Origin of the sequence: Amycolatopsis eburnea, from assembly GCF_003937945.1 — a bacterium.
Classification (GTDB): Bacteria; Actinomycetota; Actinomycetes; order Mycobacteriales; family Pseudonocardiaceae; genus Amycolatopsis; species Amycolatopsis eburnea.
This window is the reverse complement of the sequence record NZ_RSEC01000066.1, coordinates 281547-297448: the sequence shown is the minus strand read 5'-3', so window position 1 is coordinate 297448 and position 15902 is coordinate 281547. Positions and strand designations below refer to the sequence as shown.

11 protein-coding genes are annotated in these 15902 nt (G+C 72.1%); 4 read left to right on the top strand and 7 right to left on the bottom strand.

The window, feature by feature from the left end; all coding sequences use genetic code 11:
- The 4 genes from EIY87_RS47335 to EIY87_RS47320 form a co-directional block, all read right to left on the bottom strand.
- A complete protein-coding gene (locus EIY87_RS47335; RefSeq protein ID WP_125316657.1) occupies positions 1-1173 on the bottom strand; it encodes an ABC transporter substrate-binding protein in 1173 nt (390 codons plus the stop codon).
- Positions 1170-1565: a nuclear transport factor 2 family protein gene (locus EIY87_RS47330; protein WP_125316656.1), complete on the bottom strand. Its 396-nt coding sequence runs from the start codon at positions 1563-1565 to the stop codon at positions 1170-1172. The genes EIY87_RS47335 and EIY87_RS47330 overlap by 4 nt, the downstream gene beginning before the upstream one ends.
- A gap of 13 nt (positions 1566-1578) precedes the next feature.
- On the bottom strand, positions 1579-2340 hold the full coding sequence (locus EIY87_RS47325) for a MoaF C-terminal domain-containing protein (protein ID WP_125316655.1): 762 nt from the start codon (positions 2338-2340) through the stop codon (positions 1579-1581).
- Positions 2341-2508: 168 nt separating this feature from the next.
- Positions 2509-3456 (bottom strand): AraC-like ligand-binding domain-containing protein, encoded by a 948-nt coding sequence (locus EIY87_RS47320; protein ID WP_191984540.1) that lies wholly within the window; start codon positions 3454-3456, stop codon positions 2509-2511.
- Positions 3457-3572: 116 nt separating this feature from the next.
- Between EIY87_RS47320 and EIY87_RS47315 the strand changes: the two genes are divergently transcribed.
- From EIY87_RS47315 to EIY87_RS47305, 3 genes are all read left to right on the top strand, one after another.
- Positions 3573-4544, top strand: a complete 972-nt coding sequence (locus EIY87_RS47315) for a magnesium transporter CorA family protein (RefSeq protein WP_125316654.1) — start codon at positions 3573-3575, stop codon at positions 4542-4544.
- 313 nt (positions 4545-4857) lie between these two features.
- Complete coding sequence (locus tag EIY87_RS47310) at positions 4858-9390, top strand: HAMP domain-containing protein (protein WP_125316653.1); 4533 nt, start codon at positions 4858-4860, stop codon at positions 9388-9390.
- Positions 9391-9394: 4 nt separating this feature from the next.
- Complete coding sequence (locus EIY87_RS47305; RefSeq protein ID WP_125316652.1) at positions 9395-11764, top strand: SpoIIE family protein phosphatase; 2370 nt, start codon at positions 9395-9397, stop codon at positions 11762-11764.
- A gap of 6 nt (positions 11765-11770) precedes the next feature.
- Here the strand turns inward: EIY87_RS47305 and EIY87_RS47300 are convergent, their stop codons facing one another.
- Positions 11771-12865, bottom strand: a complete 1095-nt coding sequence (locus EIY87_RS47300) for a calcium:proton antiporter (RefSeq protein WP_125316651.1) — start codon at positions 12863-12865, stop codon at positions 11771-11773.
- Between the two features lie 51 nt (positions 12866-12916).
- Positions 12917-13798 carry a LysR family transcriptional regulator gene (locus EIY87_RS47295; RefSeq protein WP_125316650.1) on the bottom strand — a complete coding sequence of 294 codons (882 nt, stop codon included), beginning with the start codon at positions 13796-13798 and terminating at the stop codon, positions 12917-12919.
- Positions 13799-13868: 70 nt separating this feature from the next.
- Here EIY87_RS47295 and EIY87_RS47290 point away from each other — a divergent pair, with 70 nt between their 5' ends.
- Complete coding sequence (locus EIY87_RS47290) at positions 13869-15602, top strand: pyruvate dehydrogenase (RefSeq protein WP_125316649.1); 1734 nt, start codon at positions 13869-13871, stop codon at positions 15600-15602.
- 42 nt (positions 15603-15644) lie between these two features.
- On the opposite strand, the gene mftB is transcribed toward EIY87_RS47290, so the two are convergent.
- On the bottom strand, positions 15645-15902 hold the full coding sequence (gene mftB, locus EIY87_RS47285; protein WP_125316648.1) for a mycofactocin biosynthesis chaperone MftB: 258 nt from the start codon (positions 15900-15902) through the stop codon (positions 15645-15647).

Genomic DNA, 15902 nt, shown 5'->3' with positions numbered 1-15902 from the left:
CTAGGACCGCGGGATCCGCAGCCAGTCCTGCGCCGACAGCTCCCACTTGTTCGCGCCGGTGGCCAGCTTGATCGGCCAGCCCGCGGTGTTGTCGTGGTGCGCCTGCGCGGGCCCGAACACGTACGGCGTGCCGACCATCGGGTCGCTGATCGGCTTCATCTCGCGCAGCGCCTTCGTCACGGTCTCGCGCGTGATGTCGCCCTTCATCCCGCGCAGGACGGCGAGGAAGTACTTCGCCGCCAGGTAGCCGCCCTGGCTGAACGACGTCAGCGGGATCTTGTTCTTCGTCATCAGGTCCCGCCACTCCTTGTTGGCGGGCGCGGCGGCGTCGGTGAACGGGTAGAACTCGGCGGGCACGTACACCCCGGCGCCCGCGTTCGAGATCGCCTTGGCGTAGTTCTCGCTGTAGACGCTGGTCAGCAGCAGCCACGTGACGTCGGTCCAGCCCTGCGCCTGCGCGGCCTTGAGCTGGCCGATCGAATCCGGCTCGACCGGGTTGACCGTGATCGCCTTGCAGCCCGCCGCGCGCGCCTTGACGATGTAGGGCGTGTAGTCCGACCCTCCATAGGGGACGGTCGAGTCGACGTACTTCAGCTTCTTGCCGGTGATCTTCGTCCATTCGCCGATCGCCGCCTGGTACGCCGGGAGCGTGTTGCCGGCGATCTCCAGCAGCGCGCAGACGTCGTCCAGCTTCAGCACTTCCGAGCCGTACAACAGGGTCAGGGTCATGTCGTGGAACGGCCCGACGTTGACCGGCGCGATGTTGGGGCTGGAGAAGCACGCGGGGTCGACCCCGATGCCCGGCATCGACAGGATCTTCTGCTGCTCGTAGTACTTCTCGTTGATCTCGCACTCGATCAGGCTCGACGACCCGACCAGCGCGACGGCGGAGTCACCGCCGACGACCTCGCGCGCGGCGGCCGCGGCGGCCGACGGGTCGCCCTTGTCGTCGATCGCCTTGTACTCGATCTGGCGGCCGTTGACGCCGCCCGCGGCGTTGGCCGCGTCGAACACTGCTTTCGCCGCCTGCGACGACTCCGGGAAGGTGGCCGCGCCGCTGAGCGCGTTGACCGAGCCGACGACGATCGGGCCGCTCGCCCCGGCGTCGGAACCGGCACAGCCCGCGGCGGCCAGCAGCACGGCGGCCGCGAGGGCGGGAAGGACTTTTCTCATTGCTGCTCCCGGGTTGCGGCCACGACGGGCGCGGAGTCGACGATCTGCTCGAAGGAGGCGACCTCGCCGCCGTCGAAGCGCCACAGGTGCGCGACGCGGGCGGTGAAGGACCGGCCGGTCCGGCGGTGCGTGCCGGTGTAGGTGCCGACGCCGATCACCGTTTCCCCGGCGGCCAGCAGGTCTTCGAGGGTGAAGCGGTAGCCGTCCCAGTCCCGGCCGATCGCGGCGAAGACGTGCTCGGCGACCTCGTCCGGGCCGGTGTACGTTCCGGCGTAGGGAAAACCGGCGGCTTCGGTCCACGTCGTCTTCGGCCCGAGCGGGGCGAGCATGCCGGGCAGGTCGCCCCGGTCGCTGGCGGCGTAGTGCGCGCGGATGACGTCCACATTGGACACGTGAGGCTCTCCTTCAGACGGGCTGGGCGTCGGGGTAGCTGACCGAGCCGAGCGGGTAGACGTGCCCGCCGGCGCGCGAGTGCTCGGAGCGGCCGTCGCCGGTCAGCCCGAGGAACACGCCGGTGGTGCGCAGCGCGTAGCCGAGGTCGTGCAGCCACACGCTGGCCACGGCGATCCGGAACTCGCGGAAGCAGAAGAGGTACAGCCCGTCGGCGAACTTCCACACCGTCGACAGGTCCATGTCGCCGTGCCCGCGCTGGACGCCTTCCAGGCACTGCCAGGCGTAGCGCTCGGAGGAGACGTAGACGTGCTCGTAGAGGTGGTCGGGGCTGTAGCGGTAGAGGTTCCGCTTGCCGATCAGGTCGCGCGACGGCCCCGGCACGTCGCCGGTGGGCGTGCCCCCGTCGGTGACGCCGCTGCGGAAGTGCTGCGACACGCGGGGAACGACGTCCTCGGCGCCGATCACCGAGCGGACGGCGAGCGCGCGGTGCGACGTCGTGGAGTACACGACGGTGAGCGCTTCGCCGTCGACGCTGGTGAGCGGCAGGTTCACGAAGAAGACGTCGCCGCGCACGGCGACGGCGTCGTACGGGTCTTCGACGCCGTTGCACACGACGTGCTCGGCGTCTTCGAAGCTCAGCGAGAGGACTTCGCCGTCGTCGAGGGTGATCGTGACGTCCCGGCCGGTGAGGTCGGCGTCCGGCAGGCGGTAGGTGGCGATCCCGGCGGCGAACTCGTCGTAGGTGCGCCAGCCGTCGGTGGGGGCTTCGGGCATGGCCTCATCGTCGGGCGGGTGCCCCGTCCGGGCGAGCGGTCACGCGCTGCGGGGCAACTACCGGACGCTGACGGTCAACTCGCGGCGGGGCTCGCTCAGCGCGGGGCTGGACCCGGGCGTGAGTGGGCTGCCGGGCGTCGGCCGGTCACGCGGAAGCCGGGCGGGCGGTCACGCGCTGCGGGCGGCGGTCAGCTCGCGGCGCAGCTCGCTCGGCGCCCGGCCGAACGCCGTCTTGAACACGCGGCTGAAGTGGGCGGCGTCGACGAAGCCCCAGCGGGCCGCGATCGCCGCGACCGGGCGGGCGGCGTGGACCGGGTCGAGCAGGTCTCGGCGGCAGTGCTCGAGGCGGCGGGCGCGGATCCAGCCGGACACCGTGGTGCCCTGCTCCTGGAACAGCCCGTGCAGGTGGCGCGTCGAGATGAAGTGCTCGGCGGCGATCCGCGCCGGCGTCAGGTCCGGCGCGTGCAGGTTCGCGTCGATGTGCGCGCGGATCCGGCGCATCAGCTCGTGGTGCGGGTCGGCGTTGGCGTGCGCGAGGTCGAGCTCCGTCGCGACGAGCGTCGAGAGCAGGTCGACCGCGCTGTGCGCGAGCCGCGCGCCCGCCGGGCCCGCCAGCTGTTCGAGGTTGCCGCCGAGCTGGGCGAGGAACGGCACGACGACGTTGCCGACCCCCTCCTTGCCCGACATCCGCACCGCCGTCAGCCGCCCGACGAGGTCGGCGGGCAGGTCGATCAGGCGCTGCGGGAACATCACGACCAGGGTCCGGAAGTCCTCTTCGAACACCAGCGAGTACGGCCGGTGCGTGTCGTAGAGGGCGACGTCGCCCGGGCGCAGCACGGCCTGGCGGTCGTCCTGCACCAGCAGCCCGGTGCCGGCGAGGATCAGGCTCAGCTTGTAGTAGCGCCGCTCGCCCCGTGCGATCAGCTCGGGCGTGCGCTCCACGACGTGGGGCGACGCGGTCACCTCCGAAACCTGCACCTCGTCGGCGGCCGAGGAGCGGATCCGGCCGCGGAAGGCGTCGCCGCCCGCCGTGACGTGCAGCGGGACGAACGACTGCGAGACGGCGGTGCGGAACTCGGTGAAGTCGCGGGCGATGAGGGTCGTGGGGGCGGGCACGGGGTCACCTCGCAGCGTCGGGAGGAGGACGGCGTCGTATACGATAAGCGATACGATCTTCCGCGACAATGCTCCGGTGAGGATTCGGCCGGCAGCGCGCCGGGCACCCCGGAGGCATGACGAGAACCCGGGCCTACCGCGACGGCGTGCTGCGCAAGGAAGACTTCCCCGTCCCGGCCGTTTCCGACTTCCTGGCCGAACCGGGCACCACCGTCTGGGTCGACCTCTGCGAACCGTCCGAAGCGGACCTGGCCGAACTCGCCGACGAGCTGGGCCTGCACCGGCTCGCCGTCGAGGACGCCGTGCAGGAGCACCAGCGGCCCAAGCTCGACCGCTACGACGGCCACGCCTTCCTGACCGCCTACGCCGTCCGGCTGGACTCCGGGGGCGAGCGGCCGGCGACTTACGAACTGGCCGTGTTCATCACGCCCCGCGCCCTGGTGACCGTGCGCAAGGACGACGGCTTCGACATCGAAGCCGTCACCCGCCGTTGGGACCAGGCCACGGACCTGGCCGGGACCGGCGTGCCGTTCCTGCTGCACGGCCTGCTCGACTACGTCGTCGACGGGCACTTCGCGGCCGTCCAGCAGCTCGACGACGAGGTCGAGGAGCTGGAGGACCTGGTGTTCGACGACCGCCCGGACACCGCCGAGCTGCAGCGGCGCTCGTTCCGGCTGCGCAAGAACCTGACCGCGCTGCGCCGGGTCGCCGGGCCCGTGCCCGACGTCGTCAGCTCGCTGATGCGGCCCGACCTGCGGCTGGCCGACGAGACCACCCGCCCGTACTTCGAGGACGTCCACGACCACGCGCGGCAGGCCGCCGAGCACGTCGAGGCGCTGCGCGAACGCCTCACGACGGTCCGGGAGACCCAGCTGAACCTGCAGAGCGACCGGCTGAACCTGATCATGAAGAAGGTCACCGGGTGGGCCGCGGTGATCGCGGTGCCCACCGCGGTGACCGGGTTCTACGGCCAGAACGTGCCCTACCCGGGCAACGGCACGACGGCCGGGTTCTGGGTTTCCACGGCGGTGATGCTGGTGCTCTCGATCGGGTTGTACACGCTCTTCAAGAAGAAGGATTGGTTGTGACCGCAGCAGTCGTCCACAGTGGATCGTCCACTGTGGACGGGCATGCCGAAGCGCGGCACCGCCGCCGGGCGCGGGGTACCGCTGGCCGAGAGTGCGTTCAGCCGAACGGGTCAATGCGGCCGAATGGCCTGCGGGGAAAGGAAAGGCTCTCGAGCACCGCCTGGGGAGCGCGCGTGGACACGGGCGTGGCTGGTTGCTCAACCGTTGCCGCTCAGGGTAGTGCAGCTGCACTATGCTGAACCATCCGGTGTGCTCACCGGGACGGCGCCGGGGCGCCGACGACCGGAGAAACGGGTGGCGGATGGGTGGGGCAATGGTCGAGGGGACGCGCCCGGGGGCCAACGGCGCAGGCGTGGGCGAGGCGGGGGAGCAGGAGCTGCGCCGGTTGCTGGCCGGCCTGACCGCGGTGCGGGACGGCGACTTCGGCATCCGGCTGCCCGGCGGGGCCGACGGCCTCCTCGGCGAGATCGCGACGGTCTTCAACGGCATGGCCGACCAGCTGTCGCTGTTCACCTCGGAGGTCACCCGCGTCGCCCGCGAGGTCGGCAGCGAGGGTCAGCTCGGCGGGCAGGCGAAGGTCCCCGGCGTGTCCGGCACCTGGAAGGACCTCACCGATTCGGTGAACGCCATGGCGGGAAATCTCACCACCCAGGTGCGGGACATCGCCCAGGTGGCGACCGCGGTGGCGAAGGGCGACCTGTCGCAGAAGATCGACGTCGACGCGCGCGGGGAAATCCTCGAGCTGAAGGACACCGTCAACACGATGGTGGACCAGCTGTCGTCGTTCGCGGACGAGGTCACCCGCGTCGCGCGGGAGGTGGGCAGCGAGGGCCGCCTCGGCGGTCAGGCGCAGGTGCCCGGCGTCGGCGGCGTGTGGCGCGACCTCACCGACTCGGTGAACTTCATGGCCGGGAACCTGACCGACCAGGTCCGCAACGTCGCCCAGGTGACCACGGCGGTGGCGAAGGGCGACCTCTCGCAGAAGATCACCGTCGACGCCCGGGGCGAGATCCTCGAACTCAAGAGCACGATCAACACGATGGTGGACCAGCTGTCCTCCTTCGCGGACGAGGTCACCCGCGTGGCCCGCGAGGTCGGCACCGAGGGACGGCTGGGCGGCCAGGCGGACGTCAAGGGCGTCTCGGGCACCTGGCGCGACCTCACCGACTCGGTGAACTTCATGGCGGGCAACCTGACCGACCAGGTCCGCAACATCGCCCAGGTCGCGACCGCGGTGGCGAAGGGCGACCTGTCGCAGAAGATCAACGTGACCGCCCGCGGCGAGGTCCTGGAGCTCAAGGACACGCTGAACACGATGGTGGACCAGCTGTCCGCGTTCGCGGACGAGGTCACCCGGGTGGCGCGCGAGGTGGGTACCGAGGGACGGCTGGGCGGCCAGGCCGACGTCAAGGGCGTCTCCGGCACCTGGAAGGACCTCACCGAGTCGGTCAACGTCATGGCCGACAACCTCACCGCGCAGGTCCGCTCGATCGCCCAGGTCACCACCGCCGTCGCGCGCGGCGACCTGTCGCAGAAGATCCGCGTCGACGCCCGCGGCGAGATCCTGGAGCTGAAGGACACCATCAACACGATGGTGGACCAGCTGTCGGCGTTCGCGGACGAGGTCACCCGGGTGGCGCGCGAGGTGGGCACCGAGGGCAACCTCGGCGGCCAGGCGACGGTCCGCGGCGTGTCCGGGACCTGGAAGAACCTCACCGACAACGTCAACGTCATGGCGTCCAACCTGACCGGCCAGGTCCGCTCGATCGCGCAGGTCGCCACGGCCGTCGCGCGCGGTGACCTCTCCGGCAAGATCACCGTCGAGGCCAAGGGCGAGGTCGCGGCGCTGGCCGACGTCATCAACACGATGGTCGACACGCTCTCGGCGTTCGCCGACGAAGTCACCCGCGTCGCCCGCGAGGTCGGCACCGAGGGGATGCTCGGCGGCCAGGCGCGCGTGCCGAACGTGGCCGGCACCTGGAAGGACCTGACCGACAACGTCAACTCGATGGCGAACAACCTCACCGGGCAGGTCCGCAACATCGCCCAGGTGACCACCGCCGTCGCGCAGGGCGACCTGACCCGCAAGATCGACGTCGACGCCCGCGGCGAGATCCTGGAACTCAAGACCACGATCAACACGATGGTCGACCAGCTCTCGGCATTCGCGGCGGAGGTCACCCGCGTGGCGCGCGAGGTCGGCAGCGAGGGCCGCCTCGGCGGCCAGGCCGAGGTCGAAGGCGTGTCCGGCACCTGGAAGCGGCTGACCGAGAACGTCAACGAGCTGGCCGGGAACCTCACCCGGCAGGTCCGCGCGATCGCCGAAGTGACCAGCGCCGTCGCCGAGGGCGACCTGACCCGCTCGATCACCGTCGACGCCTCCGGCGAGGTCGCCGAGCTGAAGGACAACATCAACTCGATGGTGGAGTCGCTGCGCGAGACGACGCGGGCGAACCAGGAGCAGGACTGGCTCAAGTCCAACCTGGCCACCATCACCGGGCTGATGCAGGGCCGACGCGACCTCGCCGTCGTCGCCGCCGCGGTGATGGACGAGCTGGTCCCGCTGGTCAACGCCCAGTACGGCGCGTTCTACCTGGCCGACGACACCGCGGAGGTGCCGGAGCTGCGGCTGGTCGGCGCGTACGGCCATCCCGACGGCGACGGCCCGGTGGTGCGGTTCCGGATCGGCCAGTCGCTGGTGGGGCAGGCCGCCCGCAGCCGCCGCCCGATCGCGGTCGACGACGTCCCGCCCGGCTACGCGACCATCTCCTCCGGCCTCGGCAGCACCGTGCCCGCCAGCCTGATCGTGCTGCCGATCGTCGTCGAGGACCAGGTGCTCGGCGTGCTCGAACTGGCCTCGGTGCACGGCTTCACGGACGTGCACCGGGCGTTCCTCGAACTGCTGATGGAGCAGATCGGCGTCAACGTCAACAGCATCGTCGCCAACGCCCGCACCGACGAGCTGCTCGGCGAGTCCCAGCGGCTCACCGCCGAGCTGCAGGCCCGTTCGGAAGAACTGCAGGCGCGGCAGGAAGAGCTCCAGTCGTCCAACGCCGAGCTGGAGGAGAAGGCGGCGCTGCTGGTCACGCAGAACCGCGACATCGAGACGAAGAACCTGGAGATCGAGCAGGCCCGGCAGGAGCTGGAGGCCCGCGCCCAGCAGCTGACGCTGGCGTCGAAGTACAAGTCGGAGTTCCTGGCCAACATGAGCCACGAGCTGCGCACCCCGCTCAACAGCCTGCTGATCCTCGCCCAGCTGCTCGCGCAGAACCCCACCCGCAACCTCACCGCCAAGCAGGTCGAGTACGCCGGGATCATCCACTCCGCGGGGTCGGACCTGCTGCAGCTGATCAACGACATCCTCGACCTGTCCAAGGTCGAGGCCGGGAAGATGGACGTCACGCCGGAGCAGGTGTCGCTGCGCGGCCTGCTGGACTACGTCGAGGCGACGTTCCGGCCGATGACCTCCCAGCGCAACCTCGACTTCCGGATCACGATCGCCCCCGGCTCGCCCGCCGAGCTGCTCACCGACGACTCGCGGCTGCGGCAGGTGCTGCGCAACCTGCTGTCCAACGCGGTCAAGTTCACCGAGGTCGGCGGGATCGAGCTGCACATCGAGCCGGTGGACGCCGAAACCCTGCCGCGCCCGCTGCGCGTGCACGGGCCCGCCGTCGCCTTCCGCGTCACCGACACCGGCATCGGAATCGCCGAGCACCAGCTCGAATCGATCTTCGGCGCGTTCCAGCAGGCCGACGGCACCACCAGCCGCAAGTACGGCGGCACCGGGCTCGGGCTGTCGATCAGCCGCGAGATCGCCCAGCTGCTCGGCGGGTTCATCACCGCCGACAGCACCCTGGGCGAGGGCAGCACGTTCACCTTCTCGCTGCCGGTCGCGCGCCCGGACTTCTCGACGCTGCCCGCCGGGGAGCAGCCCGGCACCACGGTGGTTCCGAGCGTCGCGCTCACGCCGTCCGCGCCGCGGGCGTACCGGCGGCTGCTGGTCGTGGAGGAGCGCCAGCACGGGCTGCTGACGCTGGTCGCCGAAAGCGCGGCCGCGGACCTCGCCGACAGCCGGGACATCGGCCTCTCACCCGCCGACGTCGAAGTCGTGACGGCGGTCGGCACCCAGGAGGCGGCGGCCGCGCTCGCCACCGACGCCTACCACTGCGTGGTGCTCGACCTGGACCTGCCGGACCGGGCGGCGTTCGGGTTCCTCGACGCGATGCAGGGCGACAGCGCGCTGCGGCTGGTGCCGGTGCTCGCGCACAACAGCCGCCGCCTCGACACCGAGCTGGAGCAGCTGGTGCAGTCCCGCGCGAACGTGCAGTCGCTGGAAGTGCTGTCCGGGCTGGACGAGCTGCGCGAGCGGATCGCGCTGCACCTGTCGGCCGAAGAGCCGGGCGCGGTGCTGCCGCTGGTCCGCCCGGACGAGCCGGCCGCGCCGGTGCGGGCGGCCGACGTCGACACCACCCTGTCCGGGCGCACGGTGCTGATCGTCGACGACGACCCGCGCAACGTCTACGCGCTGACCGGGATCCTGGAGCTGCACGGGATGCAGGTGCTGCACGCCGAGGACGGCCGCAAGGGCGTCGAGACGGTCGCCGCGCACCCCGGCATCGACCTGATCCTGATGGACGTGATGATGCCGGAGATGGACGGCTACACCGCGACGGCGAAGATCCGCGCGATGCCCGAGCACGCCGGCATCCCGATCGTCGCGGTGACAGCGAAGGCGATGCCGGGCGACCGCGAGAAGAGCCTCGCCTCCGGCGCGACCGACTACGTGACCAAGCCGGTCGACGCGGACGACCTGATCGCCCGCATCAAGCGGCACGTGACGGCGTGATCGGGTGACCGCCGAAGAGGAGACGCTCCCGGTGCCGTCGCCGCCGGCCGAGGTGTCCGCCAACCTGGCCCGGCTCGCCGACACCGTCGCCCGGCTGCGGGGCGAGGTCGACCACGCGCACGCCGTCGCCGACGGCCGCGCGCTGATCGAGCTCGCCAAGGGCGTGCTGATGGAACGCCTGCACTGCACGCCCGCCGACGCCGCCCGGCAGCTGGAAAGCCTCGCCGGGCGGGCCGGGCTGACGCCGCTGGAGTTCGCCGCGGACGTCGTCGGCGAAGCGGCCGAGGACCGGATCACCGAAGTGGCGCAGGAGTTCCTGGCCCGCGCCGACGGCGAGGACTCCGTCGCGGTGCGGCTGCGCACCGCGGAGAGCGGGGTGCTCGCGGCGGGGGACACCCAGCGCGTCGCGGAGTCCATTTTGGAGCACGCGCTGCGCCCGCTCGGCGCGACCGCCGTCGCGGTGTGGCTCGCCGGGCCCGACGGGTCGCTGACACTGGCCGGGTCGGCCGGGTTCTCCGCCGAGGAGGCGGCGCGCTGGCGGTACGTCCCGCCCGGCGTGGCGACGCCCGCCCGCAGCGCGCTGCTCGAGCGCGACACCGTCTGGTACCCGACGCTGTCCGGCGCCGGGCTGCCGTCACTGGGCCAGCACACCCTGGCCGGCGGCGGCCGGGTCGCGGTGCCCACCGGCACCGGCGGCCGGATCGTCGGCGTCGTCGAGATGTGCTGGCCGGACCCGCTGCCCGCCGAGCCCGGGCGGCAGCGCCGTCAGCTGGAGGCGCTGGCCGAACTGTGCGCGCACACGCTCGACACGTGGGACGGCGTGGTCGCCCCGGTGCTCGCCGGCTCCGGGGACTTCCTCGGCGAGCTGGTGGACTTCGTCGACGGCCTGCACGACCCGGCCGTGCTGCTGTCGCCGTGCGTCGACGGCGGCCGGCTGACCGACTTCCGCATCCACCACGCCAACGTCCGGTTCGCCGACCCCGGCGGGCGGCCGCGCAGCCGGATCGTCGGCACCCGCATGCTGGAGACGTACCCGCTGGCGGCCCAGGAGAGCGGCCTGCTCGACAAGATCCAGCGGGTCTACGCCACCGGGGAGCCGTTCCGCGCCGACAGCATGGCCGTCACCACCCTGGTCGACCAGGTCCCGCTGACCGTGCTCACCGACGTCAGCGTCACGCGCTTCGCCGGCAACGTGCTGCTGATCCTGCGCGTCCAGGACGACGCGGCGAAGCTCGCCGTGCTGCTGCAGCACGCCCAGCGGCTCGGCCGGATCGGCGGGTTCGAGGAGAACGTCGTCACCGGGGCGATCACCTGGAACACCGAGCTGTTCGCGCTGTACGGCCTGCCGCCGAACGCGACGCCGCTGTCGCTGCACGACCTGGCCACGCACGCGCACCCCGACGACGCGCCGTCGATCGGCCGGTTCCTGCGCGCGGTGCTGCACCACCAGCGCCCGTCGTCGACGGCGTTCCGGCTGCAGCGCTCCGACGGCGTCGCCCGGCACATCCGGGTGGTCGCGGAGCCGGTCGCCGACGCCCGCGGCGAGCTGCTCGCGGTCCGCGGCGCCTACCAGGACGTCTCGGCCCAGCACTGGACCGAGGTGGCGCTGGCGGCGACGCGGGACAAGCTCGCGGAGACCGAGCAGCAGGCGATCGAGCGCAACCGGCTCGCCCTGCAGCTGCAGCACGCGATCATGCCGCCGGCCAAGGGCCCGATCGACATGCCGGGCCTGCGCGCCGCCGTGCGTTACCGGCCGGCGGAGAAGGAGCACCTGGTCGGCGGCGACTGGTACGACGCGGTCGCGCTGCCGACGGGCGAGGTGCTGCTGTGCGTCGGCGACGTGGCCGGGCACGGCATCGACGCGGCGACCGGCATGGTCAGCCTCCGCAACGCCCTGCGCGGCCTCGCGGCGACCGGCGCCGGGCCCGCCCAGCTGCTGACGTGGCTGAACCTGGTGGCCTACCACCTCACCGACCACGTGACGGCGACCGCGGTCGCTGCCGTCTACGACCCGGCGACGCGGCTGCTGCGCTGGGCCCGGGCCGGGCACCTGCCCCCGATCGTCCGCCACCGCGGCGGCGAGGTGACGACGCTGCCCCTGATCCGCGGCTCGCTGCTGGGCGCGGTCCGCGACGTGACGTACTCGGAGGAGGAGCTCCGCCTCGCCGAGGGCGACATCCTGCTGATCTACACCGACGGCCTGATCGAGCGGCGCGACCGCCCGGTGCAGGAAACGGTGTCGAGGCTGGTGACACTGGTGGAGCGCCACGAGGGCGGGCTGGAGCACCAGCTGGACACGCTGCTGACGTACAGCACGGCGGACACCGACGACGACACCTGCGTGGTGGGGATCGAGGTCCGGCCCAGCTCCTGAAGTGCGTCAGGGGTTGACGGCCAGCACCAGGAAGCCGGCCAGCAGGACCAGGTGGACGCCGCCCTGGAGGCGGGTCGCGCGGCCCGGGACCACCGTCAGGACGCTGACCACCACCGTCAGGGCCAGCAGCACGATCTGCGTCGAGCCGAGGCCGAGCAGCAGCTCGCCCGGCAGCCAGACCGACGCCAGCGCGATCGCCGGGATCGTCAGGCCGATGCTCGCGATCGCCGACCCGTACGCGAGGTTGAGGCTGATCTGCATCCGGTCACGCTGGGCCGCGCGCGTCGCCGCCAGGGTCTCCGGCAGCAGCACCAGCAGCGCGATCACCACGCCGACGAACGACTGCGGGAAGCCGGCCGCGCGGACGCCCGCCTCGATCGCCGGGGACTCGACCTTCGCCAGGCCGACGACCGCCACCAGGGCCACCAGCAGGAGCGCGAGGCTGCCCAGCGCCGCCCGGTTCGTCGGCGGTTCGGCGTGGTCGTCCTCCTTGACCTCGCCGTCGGCCGCCACCGGGAGGAAGAAGTCCCGGTGGCGCACGGTCTGCGTCAGCACGAACGTGCCGTACAGCGCCAGCGAGGCGACGGCGGCGAAGGTCAGCTGCGCCGAGGAGAACGCCGGGCCGGGCGTGCTGGACGTGAACGTCGGCAGCACCAGGCTCAGCGTGGCCAGCGTCGCGACCGTGGCCAGCGCGGCGCCGCTGCCTTCGGGGTTGAACAGCGTGACGCCGTAGCGGCGGGCGCCGACGAGCAGGGAGATGCCGACGATGCCGTTGGTCGTGATCATCACCGCGGCGAACACGGTGTCCCGCGCCAGCGAGCCGGCGTCCGGGCCGCCGGAGACCATCATGGTGACGATCAGCGCGACCTCGATGACGGTGACCGCGACCGCGAGCACGAGCGAGCCGAAGGGTTCTCCCACGCGGTGCGCGACGACTTCGGCGTGGTGCACCGCGGCCAGCACGGTCGCGCCGAGCGCGATCGCGACGAGCGCCACGAAGACCGGGCCGAGGTCGCGGCCCCAGGCCAGCGCCAGCACGAGAACGCCGAGCACGGGGGTGACGGAGGTCCAGGACGTCAGGAAGGATCTCAGCGCGGCCATGTCCCCACCCTGTCACACCACCGGTCACTTCGCGTGGTCGTACGGGACTTCTCACATGGTCCCTTGTGGACGGTCGAGCACGTACCGCCGGAAGGTTTCGCTCAACGGCGGGAGAGTCCGCCCACTCGCCCAGGCGAGCCCGATGTCGCGGGCGGCGTCCACATCGGTCAGTTCCAGGTGCGGCGCCGGGAATTCCGCGGCGTGCGGCAGCGGCAGCACGGACACGCCGAGCCCGGCGGTCACGAGCCCGCGCAGCGTCTCGACCTCGTCGCCTTCGAACCCGATCCGCGGGGTGAACCCGGCCTCGGCGCACAGGCGTTCGGTCGTTTCGCGCAGCGCGTAACCCGGGCGGAGGAGGATGAACGTCTCGGCCGCGAGGTCGGCGAGGCGCACCCGGCGGCGCCGCGCCAGCCGGTGGTGCGGCGGCACCGCGAGCCGCAGCGGCTCGACGAGCAGGCGCTCCCAGCGCAGCTGCGGGTGCCCGGGGTCGCCGCTGGTGAGGACGAGGTCGGCGGTGCCGTCGAGCAGCTCGGCCTCCAGCCCGGCCTCGCCGTGCTGCCGCAGCTCGAAGCGGGCGCCGGGGTGCTCGCGCAGGAAGCCCCGCAGCACGTCGGGCACCAGCCACGTGCCGAACGTGTGCAGGAAGGCCAGCGGCACGACCCCGGTGCCCGGCGCGACGATCTCGCCGACTTCACGCAGGCCCTGGTCGAGCTGGTCGAGCACGAGGTCGACGTGCCGCTTGAAGGCGTGCCCGGCCGGGGTCAGCCGCAGCAGCCGCCCGGACCGGCGGAACAGCTCGGCGCCGGCCTCGTGCTCCAGCCGCCGCAGCGCGCGGGACAGCGCGGGCTGGGTGAGGTGGGCTCCGGCCGCGGTCTCCGTGACGGTCGCGCCGCCGGCGACCTCGCGGAAGAGCCGCAGCGTCTGGACGTCCATGCCGCCAGTGTATGGAAATTCAGCCAATCAGGCATTGGACGCATGAGCGGCGCGCAGGCACGCTGGAGGTATGGCTACGGTGGCGGAACAACTGGTCAGGACGTTGCGGGACGCGGGCGTCGAGCGCATCTACGGGATCGTCGGGGACAGCCTGAACCCGATCGTCGACGCCGTGCGCCGGATCGACGGCATCGAGTGGGTGCACGTCCGGCACGAGGAGACCGCCGCCTTCGCCGCGGCGGCCGAAGCGCAGGTCACCGGCAAGCTCGCGGTGTGCGCGGGCAGCTGCGGGCCGGGCAACCTGCACCTGATCAACGGCCTGTTCGACGCGCACCGCTCGGGCGCGCCGGTGCTCGCGATCGCCTCCCACATCCCGTCGAACCAGATCGGCACCGGGTTCTTCCAGGAGACCCACCCGGACCGCCTCTTCGCCGAGTGCAGCCACTTCAGCGAGGTCGTGGCGGACCCGGCGCAGCTGCCGCGCCTGCTGCGCATCGCCACCCAGGCGGCCGTCGGCAAGGGCGGCGTCGCGGTGCTGACCATCCCCGGCGACCTCGCCGACCGCAAGGCGACCGGCCCGCTGACCGAGCGGCTGCCCCTGGTCGAGCCGTCGCCGCCGGTGCCTTCTTCGGAGACCGTGCGGGAGCTGGCCGACCTGCTGAACTCGGGGGAGAAGGTGATGCTGTTCGCGGGCGCGGGCGTCCGCGGCGCGCACGAAGAAGTCATGGCACTGGCGGAAAAGCTCGCCGCCCCGGTCGGGCATTCGCTCGGCGGCAAGGAATGGATCCAGTACGACAACCCGTTCGACGTCGGCATGAGCGGCCTGCTCGGCTACGGCGCCTGCTACGACGCGATGCACGAGGCCGACCGGATCGTGTTGCTGGGCACGGACTTCCCGTACGACAAGTTCCTCCCGCAGGCGCGCACGATCCAGGTCGACCACGACGCTTCCCGCCTCGGCCGCCGCACGCCGCTGGACCTGGCCGTGCACGGCGACGTGCGCGAGACGCTGCGTGCCCTGCTCCCGCTGCTGCGGCCGCGCACCGACCGGGCGTTCCTCGACCGGATGCTGCGCGAGCACGTGCGCAAGCTGGAGAAGGTCGTCGGCGCGTACACGGGCAAGATCGAGCAGCGCCGTCCGATCCACCCGGAGTACGTCGCTTCGGTGCTCGACGAGGTCGCGGCCGACGACGCCGTGTTCACCGTCGACACCGGTATGGGCAACGTCTGGGCCGCGCGCTACCTGACCCCCAACGGCCGCCGCCGGGTGCTCGGCTCGTTCCGGCACGGCAGCATGGCGAACGCGCTGCCGCACGCGATCGGCGCGCAGCTGTCCCAGCCGGGCCGCCAGGTCGTGTCGCTCTCGGGCGACGGCGGGCTCGCCATGCTGATGGGCGACCTGCTGACGCTGCCGGCCTACGACGTGCCGGTGAAGGTCGTGGTGTTCAACAACGCGACGCTCGGCATGGTGAAGCTGGAGATGCTCGTCGACGGCCTCCCGGACTTCGGCACCGACCACCCGCCGGTGAACTTCGCGGCCATCGCCGCCGCGTGCGGTGTCTTCGCCGAGCGCGTCGAGGACCCGGCCGACGTGCGCGGCGCGCTGGAGAAGGCGTTCGCCCACCCCGGCCCGGCCGTCGTCGAGGTCGTCACCGACCCGAACGCGCTGTCGATCCCGCCGCGGATCACCGGCGAGATGGTGCGCGGCTTCGCCCTCGGCGCGACGAAGACGGTGCTCAACGGCGGCGTCGGCAAGATGGTCGACCTGGCGCGGGCCAACCTGCGCAACGCCCCGCGTCCGTGAGGCCGGTGGCCACCACGTCGGGATCGTGGTGGCCACCGTGGTTCACGGGTCGGCGACGATGACGCCGGTGGCGGCGAGGTGTTCGAGCGCCGCCACCACCCGGGCGCGGGTGGTCTCGCCGAGTTCGGCGGCGTCGAGCGCGTCGCGGGCCGTGGCGTGCATCGCCAGGGCCCGGACGAAGCGGACCACATCGGGGGTGCCGAGCAGGCACCCCTCGCGGCGCTCGCAGCGGTGCACGAGCACCTCGAAGGATTCGCGCGGGTTGAGCCGGTACGGCGCGTCGAGGTCCACTGTGGACAC

Bases quoted from the DNA above. Each gene is read 5' to 3' on its own strand.
- EIY87_RS47310 (WP_125316653.1), top strand. From the start codon at position 4,858: ATGGTCGAGGGGACGCGCCCGGGGGCCAACGGCGCAGGCGTGGGCGAG.
- EIY87_RS47295 (WP_125316650.1), bottom strand. From the start codon at position 13,798: ATGGACGTCCAGACGCTGCGGCTCTTCCGCGAGGTCGCCGGCGGCGCG.
- EIY87_RS47315 (WP_125316654.1), top strand. From the start codon at position 3,573: ATGACGAGAACCCGGGCCTACCGCGACGGCGTGCTGCGCAAGGAAGAC.
- EIY87_RS47300 (WP_125316651.1), bottom strand. From the start codon at position 12,865: ATGGCCGCGCTGAGATCCTTCCTGACGTCCTGGACCTCCGTCACCCCC.
- EIY87_RS47325 (WP_125316655.1), bottom strand. From the start codon at position 2,340: ATGCCCGAAGCCCCCACCGACGGCTGGCGCACCTACGACGAGTTCGCC.
- EIY87_RS47290 (WP_125316649.1), top strand. From the start codon at position 13,869: ATGGCTACGGTGGCGGAACAACTGGTCAGGACGTTGCGGGACGCGGGC.
- EIY87_RS47335 (WP_125316657.1), bottom strand. From the start codon at position 1,173: ATGAGAAAAGTCCTTCCCGCCCTCGCGGCCGCCGTGCTGCTGGCCGCC.